The following is a 12751-nucleotide window of genomic DNA, read 5'->3' on the forward strand; positions in this document are numbered from 1 at the left end:
AACATGACCTTATCAGCAAACTGGGGCGTAATTGCCACCTGGCGCATGGCCTGGGAAGGCGTGTCCGAGGCGGCAAACCTGTTGCAGGCAAACAAGGCAGCTGGTGAAGCGGCCATCCACGCGGTGAAATGCGTTGAAGATTATCCATTCTACAAATCTGTAGGCTTTGGCGGCCTGCCCAACGAACGCGGGGAAGTCGAGCTGGACGCCGCCTTTATGGACGGCACCAGCCTCGCGATCGGCGCCGTCGCCGGCGTGCGCAATATCGCAAACCCAATCCTGGTGGCGCAGGCCCTTAGCCGCGAGCGTTTTAACAGCTTTATGGTTGGAGGCGGAGCGGAAGAATGGGCGCAGGCTCAGGGTTTTGAGCGCAAAGAGATGCTGACCGAACGCGCGCGAAACCACTACCTGAAGCGCAAGCGTGAAACGTTAGACCGCGGCCTGAGCCCCTACACCGGCCACGATACGGTAGGCGTTATCACCCTCGATACGCAGCAAAACCTCTGCGTTGGCACCTCCACCAGCGGCCTGTTTATGAAGCGCCCGGGCCGCGTGGGCGACTCGCCGGTTTCCGGTTCCGGCTTCTACGCCGACAGCCAAATTGGCGCCGCCACCGCCACGGGCCTTGGCGAGGACCTGATGAAAGGCTGCATCAGCTATGAAATTGTCAGCCGCATGGGACGCGGCATGTCGCCCCAGCAGGCCGCAGAATCGGCCGTTTATGACCTGGAAACGCGGTTGATTAGCCGCTTCGGGCGCGCAGGGGATTTGTCGGTAGTCTGTATGAACGCCCGCGGCGAATACGGTGTCGCCACGACAATTGATAACTTCTCCTTTTCGGTAGCCACTCCGTCCCAGCCTGCGGCGGTTTTCCTCACCGCACGCGACGGTAAGCACACGCTGATTCGCCCGGCAGACAGCGCCTGGCTGGAAGCCTATCAACAACGCATCACGGCGGAGGTCATCCAATGAAATGTTCCCTTTCTCAACCAAATGCGTCCCTGACGAACGCACATCTGCTGCTGTGGAAATCTAACCCGGCGGCCTGGCCCGATGCGCTCCAGCCTCTGCTCAAAGAGATGGCGCAGGCCGATGAGGTGCAAACCTGCCGCTTTGGTCTGCGGGATGCCTGCCAGACGCTCAGCCTGCTGTCGGATGCCAGGCTGCACCAGCCCGCAACGCTGCGTAAGCTGACGGAAAGCATCGCCACCCTGCTTCCTTCACCCGTCGCCCAGCCCGTAGCGCTGGATATTTCCGGCTTCGACCTGGCCGATGAAACAACCTTTATTCGCCTGCGCGCGCTGCTGCTGACCATCCTGAATCGCTTCTACCAGCTGCCGCAGCTTGGCTATCGTCGTGATGAACACCAAAGCCCCGGGCAGCTCTGGCTGCTGGGGAATCATTCACCAGAAGCCAGACGGCTTGTTAACCAGACGCAGGCCATTGCCGACGGAATGCTGCTCTCCCGCCAGCTTGCCGATCTGCCAGCCAGCGACTGCACGCCTGAAACCGTGGCGCAGCGGGCAATGGCCTGGGCGAGCGAGCATCCGCAAACCTTCTGCGAAGTGCTGGATGAAAAAGAGATTGAGCGCCAGCACATGGGCTGCCTGCTCGCCACCGGCAAAGGGAGCCGCAATCCGCCACGCCTGGTCACATTGCGCTGGCAGGGAGCCGGGGAAAACGCCCCAGCCTATGCTTTTGTCGGCAAGGGCATTACCTTCGATACCGGCGGGCTGTGGCTCAAAGGCGGCGAAGGTATGAGCACCATGAAATATGATATGTGCGGCGCGGCGGTGGTCTTTGGCCTGCTCGAAACAGTGAAGGCGCTAAACCTGCCGCTCAACGTTGTAGCGGTTATGGCGCTGGCCGAAAACATGCCGACGGATAGCGCGATGCGCCCCGGCGACGTGGTTCGTTCGCACGCGGGGCACAGCGTGGAAATCATCAATACCGATGCGGAAGGCCGTCTGGTGCTCGCCGACGCGCTCAGCTACGCTGCGCAAACCTTTAAGCCTGCGGCCATGGTTGACGTTGCCACCCTCACCGGCGCGGTGGTTAAAGCCCTGGGCTACGACATCAGCGGCATGATGAGCAATTCGGACACGCTTGAGGAACAAATCCAGCGGGCCGCGGCGCTAACCCAGGACAGAGTCTGGCCGCTGCCGCTCGATGAAAGCTTTGATAAACAGGTGAAGAGCAACATTGCCGACCTGACTAACACGCCGCCGAACAACGCCGCCATTGCGGTTTCAGCGGCCCAGTTCCTGAGCAAGTTTTGCCATCAAACGCCGTGGGCGCATCTCGATGTCAGCGGCACCGCGCTAAGCCGGGACAAATTTACCCAGGCCTCCGGCCGCCCCGCCCATCTGCTCACGCAGTATTTGCTAACGCTTTGCGAAGGAAACCAACGATGAAAAAGAGCCCGTAGTAAAACGCATGCAGGAAGCCGCGGCCAAACGCGATTTGGACGTTGAGATTGCCGCCAAAGGCGTGCAGGAGTTTAAAACGGCTATCGCAACCTACGGCTGTGCGCTACCTGGTCCGCAAGCTGGCGGAGTGCCAGAAGATTGCCGAGCCGCTCAATAAGCGGGTAGAGACGATTAACATGATGGATTACGCCGTGGTCAACGGGGGGAAATTCCTCGACCACGCGCTGCGGCTTATGCCTGCCGCGTTTTTAGCCACGCGGCCGGGGTGAGATTCTTCAGCCGGCTGCGTATAATCCTTAGATTCAGCAGGTCCTCAAACTCCAGCAGCACCGCCCCGAGCCCAAGCCGCTTATCAAAACGCTCGCCGTTGAGTATCGCTTCCAGCGGCTGCTGGAAATCCCCTTTCGCAGCTTCAGCCAGCCAGCTTTCTTCTTCCGCAGTACGTAAAGGAACGGCAAGCTCCTGCGACAGCTTCTGCGCCAGCGCTGAAGGATGCGCGGTGAGCGACAGAACCGGCAGCAGCAGACCGTTTTGCAAAAAGCCCACCAGCGCCTCAAGCGACTGGTGCTCATCCCGCTCGCGCAGTGCCACCGCCAGATAGCCAGAAACGGCATCGCTGAACACCAGCAGCGCGCCCTGCTTATGGCTGATGGTTTCCGGCAGCGGGAAGGCATCCAGCCGCAGATGGCCTGGATCCTGCGTTAAGTCCGGCTTGCCGATGCGCGATACCTGCCAGTTTTGCAGCACCCGGCTGATGCTCGCTCGGGAAATTCCCTGCTGAACCAGCAGGCGCGCCGCTTCAACCAGTTCGTCCAGCGACAGCGCAAGACGCAGACGCAGGAAGACCAGAATGGCCTCCTGTTCGCGGCTTAACGCCCGATGAATGGTGTTTGGGCGATGAGATTTGTCATAGCAGTCATCCCGCTTGCGCCAGCGGCGCACGGTATCGACGGAGATATTCAGCTCTTCCGCAAGCTCTGCGTCAGTTTTTCTTGAGTCCTGAATGTATTTCCGGGTACGCGGCGTCGTTGTCGCGTTGGAGTGCAGCTTAATCTCCATCGAACCTCATCTAAATAGGCTGATAAATAAAGAACTTCATTATAAAAGTTCGCCGCCGGGCTTTCAGCGAAAAGTGCCGCATCCTGAGTAAAAAGCGTGCGCAAGCGGTTGCTTATCAGGTGCGACCAGCAATATGAAAAAGAGTAGCAAAAGATGCGCTAAACGAGGCGGGGAGAAGATAACACTCGCGGTATTGATAATTTGCAGGCTAATCATCACTAATTTCAAAAGGTTATCTTAAATTCAAATTTTTTGAACAAGGCGGTCAATTCTCTTCGATTTAATGCTCTGCTAAAAAGTGTGATCATAATCACATCGACGGAAAAACGTCACCCTGACAGAATAACCAGCGAGAGATTAACCATGAAAACCATCAAATATGCTGTTGCCGCTATCGCTCTTTCAACGCTTTCCTTCGGCGCTTTCGCCGTCCAGGCCGTCAGCCCTGCTCAGGCACAAAACATGAATAAAGCAGGTGTGGTTTCCGCGCACGGTGCCACAACGCTGGATGGGCTGGAAGCACAGCTGGCTCTTAAAGCGGAACAGGCGGGCGCAAAAGCGTATGCGATTACCTCTGCTACCTCCAACGACAAAATGAGCGGCACCGCGGTTATCTACAAATAAATTGTAAAGCAAAGCGTTAAATTTTTATCCCTGTGAAATGTTGTATTGCTTTGATTTAACCCTCATCTGGAGCCCTGCTCCGACCTTTGTTCGACCCTTGATGTTACCCTTGTTGCCTGCGGCCTTTACCGCAGGCTTTTTTTTGCCTGCACGCCGGGCTAGAACGTTTGCTCTACTCTGGCAAACCCGTCTTCCAGCGTCTGCGCCTCGCCGGTTGCCACCAGACAGCAGGCCATTTGCGTTTTTAGCGACTGAGGAACCGGCTCCACGCCTGCCACACAGCGTTCAATCCAGCGCGCGGTAATTTCCGGATCTTTTGTCGCAGGCAGGGCAATATCTTCACTATTCATCTGCGTCTGCCTTTCGCTTAGCACCCGCGCGCCTTGGCCATCAATCAGGCTTATCTGCGGACAGCGCTGCGGATTAGCATACACCTCGCCTTCTGTACCGTGCATTAACAGGCCGCGCCCGCCGATTTCGGCAAAGAATTGCGCCACTTTCGGCACGTATTCCGGATGGGAAACGCTGGCAAGACGCAGCGCGGCATCTTCTGCAAACGGCGTAGCAAGTTTCGCCAGCGTATGCGCGCTGTTGCGAACGCCCATCCGCCAGCGCATGGCAAGCTGATTTTCCATCGGCGGACACAGCGCGCCAATCGGCATATAAACCGGATGATGCGATTCGAGCTTCGCCTGGGCCTGGCCCGCATGCAGCGTTGGCTCGATTCCCAACAGCGTAAAAATAGTTTCCGTCAGCACGCGGGTGGGATCGTGGCTTACGCCATGCACCACGACCGGATAGCCCAGACGATTAAGCAGCATCGCCAGCAGTGGCGTCAGGTTTGCCTGCTTGCGCGCGCCGTTATAAGAGGGGATTACTATCGGCATCGGTTTGTTTACCGGCGGCGTAAGGGAGATAAGATGCTGCTTCATCGCTTCGTAGAAGCCCAGCATCTCGGCCTCGCCTTCGCCTTTAATGCGCAGCGCGATAAGCACGCCGCCAAGCTCAAGCTCCGGTACCGCGCCGTTAAGCATATGGGTATACAAGCCGCGCGCGGTGTCAAAATCTAAATCTCTGGCGTGGTTCTTGCCGCGCCCTATCTCTTTTATGATTTTACGATAGTCCATTTCAACTCCCCTGAGATTCCTGACAAAGAAGGAAAAAGCGTGGTTTTCCCCTCTTTGCGATTGATCTGCCGAAAATCAATAAATCGATTTTCCGTATTATTTTTACGGTGAGATATTTTTTTATCTCAAAGGCATGAGGTTTACCCTCAGCCTGCCGGGTGTTTTTTGCTCACACGTTTACGCCGCCCTGTCTTTTCAGGCGCCGCTTTAATCAGTTTAGCCGCAGGCGCGGGCGGCTGGGTAATAGGAAACACCGGCAAAGCGCCCAGCAAACGCTGACCGTAATTTTTGGTCAGCAGGCGGCGGTCATAAATAACGACCTCGCCGTAACAGCCATGACTACGAATTAAACGCCCTACCTGCTGGATAAGGTTAAATGAGGCGGCAGGTAAACTCTGCACCTCGAAAGGATAGCGTCTGAGGCTTTTTAACCACTCGCCTTCCGTCACGACCACCGGGCTGTCTACCGGCGGGAAAGCGATTTTATGAATATGCACCTGGCTTAGCAGGTCGCCTTTTAAATCTAACCCTTCGGCAAAAGATTGCAGCCCGACCAGCACGCTGGTTTCCCCCTGCTCCACGCGCTTGCGATGCAGTTCCACCAGCCTGTAGCGCGGCTGGTCGCCCTGCACCAGCAAGGTGAGGCGCAGGTCGGTGACGTGGGTAAGAAACAGCTGCATGGCGCGGTTGCTGGCAAACAACACCAGCATGCCTTTGTGCTCGCCTTTTGCCAGTTCAGCACGGAAAAATGCCGCCATTTCAGCGATATGCTGCGGTTCGTTTTCCATGGTTGGCTCAACCGTAAGCTGCGGGATAACCAGCTTGCCCTGATCGATATGATTAAACGGCGAATCCAGCGCGATAAAACGATCGCCCGCTTTTTCACGCAGGCCGCTCATCTCTTGCAGCCGGTCGAATTTATTAAGCGAACGCAGCGTGGCCGAAGTAACAATTACATGCGGCACGTTACGCCAGACTAGCTTTTCCAGCTGATCGCTTACGCGGATGCCTACGCAATGGAAGAACAGATGTGGCTGCCCTTCCCTGTTTTCCCGCGTTACCCACTTGGAAACCGGTGCGCCGGACGCCTTCTCCATAGCGGAAAGCCGCCAGAGCTTGCTTTGGGATTCGAAATAGCCCAGCGCGCGGTTCATTTGCAGCAGGGCCCGATGCACGCGCACCACGTCATGGCTGCCGGTTTTTTCACTCAGATCGCCCTGCAGCGCTTCCGCCAGGCTGCGTAAGCCTTCCATTAATTTCGCCAGACGCTGGCAGATAGCCATGATTTCTTCAGGCAGCACGCCCATTTCAAAACGGTGCTCGCTTTCATACTCGCCCGGCATCCATAATTTTACGATGCCGCAAAACGAGCTGAGCAGTTCGTGTATTTCATCGCAATGGTTAGTCAGACGCTCCGGCGAGGTGAGCGGCGGCGGGCTTTTCGGGCGGAACTGCGCCATGCAGGTTTCCACCAGTTTGCAGAACAAATCGAGCTGCAGGCGGCTGTGGCCGGGGGTGACTTCTGCACTCATTTCCAGCGCGTCACGGGCAACGTCCGGCAGATGGTGGCCTTCATCAAGCACCAGCAGCAGGTTTTTCGCTTCCGGCAGAACAGCCTCGCTTTCCATAGCGGCCATCACCAGCGCGTGGTTAGCCACCACCACTTCCGCCTCGTCGATTTCGCGGCGCGCCACGAAAAACGGGCATTCGCGATACCAGTGGCAGTTACGGCCAAGGCAGCTGGCTTTATCCGTGCTCATCCTTCGCCAGAGATCGTCGTCGATGGCCTGAGCGTTATGATCGCGTATCCCGTCCCATTTGTAAGTATCCAGCTCGGTTTTCAGCTTCGCACAGCGCTGCTGTTCATCCTTGCTGGCGGGAGCCAGCTCGTCGTCAAGGAAGGCGAGCAGATCTCCCTGCGCCAGGTTATCCGTAGCTAACGCCGCCAGATTGCGCGGGCAGACATAGCGTCCACGTCCGAAGGCGGCGGTAAATTTCAGGTCGGGGATAATTTTGCGCAGCAGCGGCAGGTCTTTACTGAAGATTTGATCCTGCAACGCTACGTTTGCGGTGCTGACCACCAGCGTTTTTTGCTCCCCGCGCGCAACGGCGATGCCCGGAATCAGGTACGAGAGCGTTTTGCCCACGCCCGTTGGCGCTTCAATCGCCAGGTGACGCCCTTCATCGCCCGCAAGCGTTTTCGCCACTTCGGCAATCATCTGCCGCTGCGGGGGACGCGGAATAAAGTCCGGAATCTGCTGTTGTAGCGCCTTATACCAGGCGGCGATTTGCGCTTTTTGCGCCGGGGACAAAGCCATGAGCACCACTTCTACTGTATAAACAGCCACTATTGTCCCACTTTTCGCAGGCGGGCGGCATAATTTTTTGTTTTTACGTCATCCACCCGGCCTTGACCAATGACAAAGCGGTGACGCGCGGCCTCTCTCTATAATCATTCGTCCCTCTTCCCACTGGTATAAAACTATGGCTTATCAACTCACCTTAGACTGGCAAGAATTTCTGAAGAAATATTGGCAAAAACAGCCGGTTGTATTGAAAAATGCCTTTCCGGATTTTAGCGATCCTATTACGCCGGACGAGCTGGCGGGTCTGGCCATGGAACCTGAGGTGGACAGCCGCCTCGTCAGCCATAGCGAAGACGGGCAGTGGCATGCCAGCAACGGGCCGTTTGAGGATTTCGATAATCTGGGGGAGACGGGCTGGTCGCTGCTGGCGCAGGCCGTCAACCACTGGCATGAGCCGTCTGCCGAATTGGTGCGTCCTTTCCGCGTGCTGCCGGACTGGCGTCTGGACGATCTGATGATCTCCTTCTCCGTACCGGGCGGCGGCGTTGGGCCACATATCGATCAGTACGATGTGTTTATTATCCAGGGGATGGGCAGCCGCCGCTGGCGCGTGGGCGATAAGCTCCCGATGCGTCAGTTTTGCCCGCACCCGGCACTGCTGCACGTTGACCCGTTTACGCCAATTATCGATGAAGATCTTGCGCCGGGCGATATTCTTTATATCCCGCCAGGCTTCCCGCACGACGGCTTTACGCATAAAACTGCTCTTAACTATTCCGTTGGTTTTCGTGGACCAAATGGCCGCGATCTGATCAGCAGCTTTGCCGACTATGCGCTGGAAAACGATCTGGGTAATGAACATTACAGCGATCCCGATCTGACGCTGCGTGAACATCCGGGCAAAGTGGAAGACTACGAGCTGGAAAGGCTGCGCAGCATGATGATGGAGGTTATCAACCAGCCGGAAGATTTCCGACAGTGGTTCGGACGTTTTGCCACCACGCCGCGTCACGAGCTGGATATTGCTCCTGCGCAGCCGCCATATGCACGGACAGAAATCCTTGATGCTTTGCTTCAGGGCGATAGCCTGACTCGCCTGAGCGGCCTGCGCGTGCTGAACGTCGGCGACAACTTTTTTGTAAACGGCGAACCGCTGGCGGCATCGAACCTGAGCGCAGCCGACGCGCTTTGTCGCCACGCGATAATTAGCCGCAACGAGCTGGGTTCAGCGTTGCAGGACCGCTCCTTCATGGCGGTGCTGACCGGGCTGGTAAACCAGGGTTACTGGTATTTCGAGAACTAATGCCAGCGGCTTTTGGGGCGGGAGGTGCCTGTGCTTATTCGCCCTGAAAATTTGAACCATCCCGCGCAGAAAAAATCAGCAAAACTTCCCAGAGTCAGCTGCACTGTCTACAGTTAAATGGGGACTTCCCGGACTGGCTTTGGGGACATCATGGCGCTTTATACCATTGGTGAAGTAGCTGAGCTTTGCGATATCAATCCCGTCACGCTGCGCGCCTGGCAAAGGCGTTACGGATTGCTGAAACCACAGCGCACCGACGGCGGGCATCGCCTGTTTGATGATGCGGATATTGACCGTATTCGCGAGATCAAACGCTGGATTGAAAACGGCGTGCAGGTCAGCAAAGTCAAAGCGTTGCTCAGCGAAGATGAAAAAGCGCTGGATACAGGCTGGCGTGAACGGCAGGAAGAGTTGCTGCGTCATCTGCAGGGCGGCAACCCCGCTCGGCTACGCGGCTGGATTGCCGATATCGGGCGCGATTACCCCGCGGAAACGCTGGTGATGCAGCTTTATACTCCGCTGCGTCGCCGCCTGCAATGCCAGCAGGTTACGCTTAATACGCTATTAAGCCTGCTTGACGGCGCCTTGATTAACTATATTGCGCAGTGCCTTGCCTCAGCGCGCAAACACAGCGGCAAAGACGCACTTTTGATTGGCTGGAACACATCGGACACCACGCGTTTATGGATGGCGGCCTGGATGGCGATTCAACAAGGCTGGCGCGTTGATGTGCTGGCACACCCGCTAAGCAGCGTGCGGCCCGAACTTTTCCCGCGGCAGACAATTCTGGTGTGGTGCGGCGAGACGCCTAGCGACCAGCAGCTTAATCAGCTGGAGCAGTGGCGCTGCGCCGGGCTGCCCGTCTTCCCGCTTAATAGCGCTGGTCGGGAGCCCACCCGCATCACCGAAGGCATTTAAAGGTTCATTAACCAGACAGCTTCGCTTTATAATCGCCCCCGTCACATTGGGAGCGAAAAATGAAATTGTCTAAAATTGCCATCGTCGGTGGCATGCTGGTGATGGCCATCGGCGGAATTGGCGGCGTGATACTTGTGGGTTACATCGTTATCCTTCATGGCGCGTAATGTAACGTAACAGGCGTTCAAACAGGCGGTCGGTAACTATCGCCGCCAGCGCCACCAGTATGGCCCCCTGAAGCACATAAGCGGTGTTAAAACCGCTCAGGCCGATAATGATGGGCGAGCCGAGCGTATTGGCTCCCACCGTCGAGGCAATTGTCGCCGTGCCGATGTTAACGATCACCGACGTCCTCACCCCCGCCAGGATCACCGGGGCTGCCAGCGGCAGCTCAACTTTGCGCAGCACCTGCCAGCGGCTCATACCCGCACCAGAAGCGATTTCTCGCGTCGCTTCCGGCACCGCGCCAATGCCTGCCAGCGTACCCTGTAATATCGGCAACAGGCCATAAAGCACCAGCGCGATAATCGCCGGCTGCTGTCCGAAACCCATGACAGGCACGGCAATCGCCAGCACGGCAACGGGCGGGAATGTCTGCCCTGCGGCGGTTATCGTTTCCACCAGCGAGCGAAATTCCAGCCCGGCGGGACGCGTTACCGCAATGCCCAGCCCTACGCCAATTACCACCGCTACCAGGCTTGAAACCGCCACCAGCGTCAGATGCGCAAGGGCCAGCGAGATAAAGCTGTCCTGCTGGTACAGCGGCCTTGCAAGCTCGGGGAACAGCCAGCTAAACAATGCCCCGGTATAAGGCATCAAAAAAAGCAGCGCGATAAACAGGGCCAACAGCCACAGCAGCGGATCAGCTACCCGACGCATGTTCACCTCGCACCAGATCGCTGAAATGCAGCACGCCGCACGCCTCGCCCTTTTCGTCCACCACCGGTAGTTGCTGGCACTGCCGATCAACAAACAACGACAGCGCCTCGCGCAGGCTCAGATCCGCCTTAATAGGTTCACCTGCAATACGCTCATCGGCGCGCAAGCTGTTAACGACCTGGCGTAACGACAGCAGCCGCAGGCCAAGCTCGCTGCGGCCAAAGAAATCCCGCACAAAATCATTGGCCGGGTTAGTCAGCAGCGCCAGCGGCGTTCCCTGCTGAATAATCTGTCCGCCATCCATAAGAACAATGCGATCCGCCAGCCGTAGCGCTTCTTCGATATCATGCGTGACCAGCACAATGGTGCGTCCGAACAGATGGTGGATGCGCACAATCTCCTGCTGAAGCGCTGCACGGGTTACCGGATCGAGCGCGCCGAAGGGTTCATCCATCAGCAGAACTTCCGGGTCGGCTGCCAGCGCACGGGCTACGCCAACGCGCTGCTGTTGTCCGCCAGAGAGCTGATGCGGGTAACGCTCGCGAAATTGCGCGGCGTCCAGGCCGAGCAAATCTAATAGCTCATCAATTCGCGTCTCAATTCGCGCCTTCGGCCATTTCAGAAGCTGCGGCACCGTGGCGATGTTCTGCGCCACGTTCCAGTGGGGAAACAGGCCGATGGACTGAATCGCGTAGCCCATCCGGCGGCGCAGCGCCCTGGCATCAAAATTACGAATCTCTTCACCCGCGAAGCGAATTCTCCCTTCGTCGTGCTCCACCAGCCGGTTGATCATTTTCAGCGTCGTGGATTTTCCTGAGCCGGACGTGCCAATCAGCACCGTGAACTCTCCTTCGCGGATAGTTAACGACAGATCTTTAACCGCCGCTTCTCCCTGGAAGTATTTACTGACATGGTCAAATTCGATCATGGCTGTTTCGCCTCAAGTAACGAGATTAGCAGTTTAAAAAGCGCGTCCAGCATGACGGCCAGCGCAATCACCGGGATCACACCCAGCAGCACCAAATCCAGCGCGCTGCTCAGCAAGCCCTGGAAGATAATTGCGCCAAATCCTCCCGCGCCGATTAGCGCAGCAATAACCGCCATGCCGATGGTTTGCACGCAAACCACACGCAGGCTTCGCAACAGCACGGGCATCGCCAGCGGGACTTCCGCCCGCCAGAATATTTGCCGCCGCGACATCCCCATGCCTTCGGCGCTTTCAATAATATTACGCGGAACCTGCTGCAAACCTGCGACAACGCCGCGAACCAGCGGCAGCAGCGCATAAAGCACCAGCGCAATTAATGCAGGCGTCACCCCGATGCCGCTTATGCCTAGCGTGCCAAGCCAGGGCACTAATTTGGCAAGCCCCGCCAGCGGCGCAATCAACAGGCCAAAGAGCGCTACGGAGGGAACGGTCTGAATCACGTTAAGCACGGAGAATACGGATGGTTGCCAGGACGGACGCTGATAGCAAAATACCCCGAGCGGCACGCCAATCAGCAGCGCCGGAACCAACGTTCCCAGCAATAGCGCCAGATGGCGGCTCAGTGCGTCATCGAAAACGTCCTGCCGGTTGGCATATTCTTTGAGTAAAGAGAGCTCGGCAAAAAACCCGCTCAGCAGCAAGGCGACGGGCACTATCCAGATTTGTAGATTAAGCAGCAAACGCCATAGCGCTTTCGGGGTCAGACGATTAATCGCGTCGGCGCATATCAGCAGGCAGAGCGCCAGCCCCAGCCAGAGACCGCTGCCGGGGGACGTGCGGGCAACGCTACTGCCTTCCTGGGCAAACCAGCTTGCCGTTTTGCCCATCAACACCAGCGCCGCGATAAATATCGCCTCAGCAACAAACAACGTCAGAAACAGCGGGATGCGGCGCGTGGGAACAAGGATTAAACCAGCCAGAATAACCGTGGGAAGGGCAAGCAGTAAAAGCGCATGGTCAGGCAACTGGCTAAGTACCATGGGTTCCCCCGATACCAGCCGGTTTGCGGCGTGATTAATAAAAGGAAGAACTCCGCCTGCTGCTACCAGCAAAAGCACCAGCAGCAGCAGTACGCGGTTATGGATTTTAAGCAAACTCACTTCCTGTTAGTTTTGTCG

Annotated in this window: 13 protein-coding genes; 7 read left to right on the forward strand and 6 right to left on the reverse strand. The window is 57.1% G+C overall.

Translation table 11 applies throughout. The features are described 5' to 3' along the window. Positions 1-3 precede the first annotated feature (3 nt). The 3 genes from E2L00_RS06520 to E2L00_RS21550 are packed head-to-tail and all read left to right on the forward strand — an operon-like array spanning position 4 to position 2586. Positions 4-972, forward strand: coding sequence for a glycosylasparaginase (locus tag E2L00_RS06520; protein WP_167608658.1), 969 nt, complete (start codon positions 4-6; stop codon positions 970-972). Next, positions 969-2414, forward strand: coding sequence for a leucyl aminopeptidase (locus tag E2L00_RS06525; protein ID WP_167608661.1), 1446 nt, complete (start codon positions 969-971; stop codon positions 2412-2414). Before E2L00_RS06520 ends, E2L00_RS06525 begins: the two co-directional genes overlap by 4 nt. Before the next feature lie 22 nt (positions 2415-2436). After that, positions 2437-2586 (forward strand): PTS sugar transporter subunit IIB, encoded by a 150-nt coding sequence (locus E2L00_RS21550; protein ID WP_236127684.1) that lies wholly within the window; start codon positions 2437-2439, stop codon positions 2584-2586. Positions 2587-2660: 74 nt separating this feature from the next. Here the strand turns inward: E2L00_RS21550 and E2L00_RS06535 are convergent, their stop codons facing one another. Continuing rightward, a complete protein-coding gene (locus E2L00_RS06535; RefSeq protein ID WP_167608664.1) occupies positions 2661-3488 on the reverse strand; it encodes a helix-turn-helix domain-containing protein in 828 nt (275 codons plus the stop codon). A 363-nt stretch (positions 3489-3851) separates the two neighbouring features. Here E2L00_RS06535 and ybiJ point away from each other — a divergent pair, with 363 nt between their 5' ends. Continuing rightward, the gene (gene ybiJ / locus E2L00_RS06540; protein ID WP_167608667.1) at positions 3852-4112 is read left to right on the forward strand and encodes a DUF1471 family protein YbiJ; all 261 of its coding nucleotides are present in this window, start codon (positions 3852-3854) and stop codon (positions 4110-4112) included. A 158-nt stretch (positions 4113-4270) separates the two neighbouring features. On the opposite strand, the gene ybiB is transcribed toward ybiJ, so the two are convergent. Further along, the gene (gene ybiB / locus E2L00_RS06545; protein ID WP_167608669.1) at positions 4271-5239 is read right to left on the reverse strand and encodes a DNA-binding protein YbiB; all 969 of its coding nucleotides are present in this window, start codon (positions 5237-5239) and stop codon (positions 4271-4273) included. Between the two features lie 146 nt (positions 5240-5385). Continuing rightward, positions 5386-7557, reverse strand: a complete 2172-nt coding sequence (gene dinG / locus E2L00_RS06550; RefSeq protein WP_167609654.1) for an ATP-dependent DNA helicase DinG — start codon at positions 7555-7557, stop codon at positions 5386-5388. 166 nt (positions 7558-7723) lie between these two features. Here dinG and E2L00_RS06555 point away from each other — a divergent pair, with 166 nt between their 5' ends. The 3 genes from E2L00_RS06555 to E2L00_RS21555 all read left to right on the forward strand — a co-directional run bounded on the left by E2L00_RS06555 (position 7724) and on the right by E2L00_RS21555 (position 9933). Further along, positions 7724-8848: a ribosomal protein uL16 3-hydroxylase gene (locus tag E2L00_RS06555; RefSeq protein WP_167608672.1), complete on the forward strand. Its 1125-nt coding sequence runs from the start codon at positions 7724-7726 to the stop codon at positions 8846-8848. A gap of 150 nt (positions 8849-8998) precedes the next feature. Then, entirely contained in the window at positions 8999-9766 is a 768-nt protein-coding gene (locus E2L00_RS06560; RefSeq protein ID WP_167608674.1) for a MerR family transcriptional regulator, read from the forward strand. A gap of 59 nt (positions 9767-9825) precedes the next feature. After that, the gene (locus E2L00_RS21555) at positions 9826-9933 is read left to right on the forward strand and encodes a hypothetical protein (protein ID WP_236127685.1); all 108 of its coding nucleotides are present in this window, start codon (positions 9826-9828) and stop codon (positions 9931-9933) included. Here the strand turns inward: E2L00_RS21555 and E2L00_RS06565 are convergent. From E2L00_RS06565 to E2L00_RS06575, 3 genes are read right to left on the reverse strand one after another with little or no spacing between them, the layout of a single operon-like run. Next, positions 9914-10645 carry an ABC transporter permease gene (locus E2L00_RS06565; protein WP_167608677.1) on the reverse strand — a complete coding sequence of 244 codons (732 nt, stop codon included), beginning with the start codon at positions 10643-10645 and terminating at the stop codon, positions 9914-9916. The genes E2L00_RS21555 and E2L00_RS06565 overlap by 20 nt on opposite strands. Further along, positions 10629-11573, reverse strand: coding sequence for an ABC transporter ATP-binding protein (locus E2L00_RS06570; protein WP_167608680.1), 945 nt, complete (start codon positions 11571-11573; stop codon positions 10629-10631). The genes E2L00_RS06565 and E2L00_RS06570 overlap by 17 nt, the downstream gene beginning before the upstream one ends. After that, positions 11570-12727 (reverse strand): ABC transporter permease, encoded by a 1158-nt coding sequence (locus E2L00_RS06575; RefSeq protein WP_236127686.1) that lies wholly within the window; start codon positions 12725-12727, stop codon positions 11570-11572. Before E2L00_RS06575 ends, E2L00_RS06570 begins: the two co-directional genes overlap by 4 nt. Positions 12728-12751 lie beyond the last annotated feature (24 nt).

The organism is Cedecea colo (assembly GCF_011808225.1).
In the GTDB taxonomy this organism is placed as follows: domain Bacteria; phylum Pseudomonadota; class Gammaproteobacteria; order Enterobacterales; family Enterobacteriaceae; genus Dryocola; species Dryocola colo.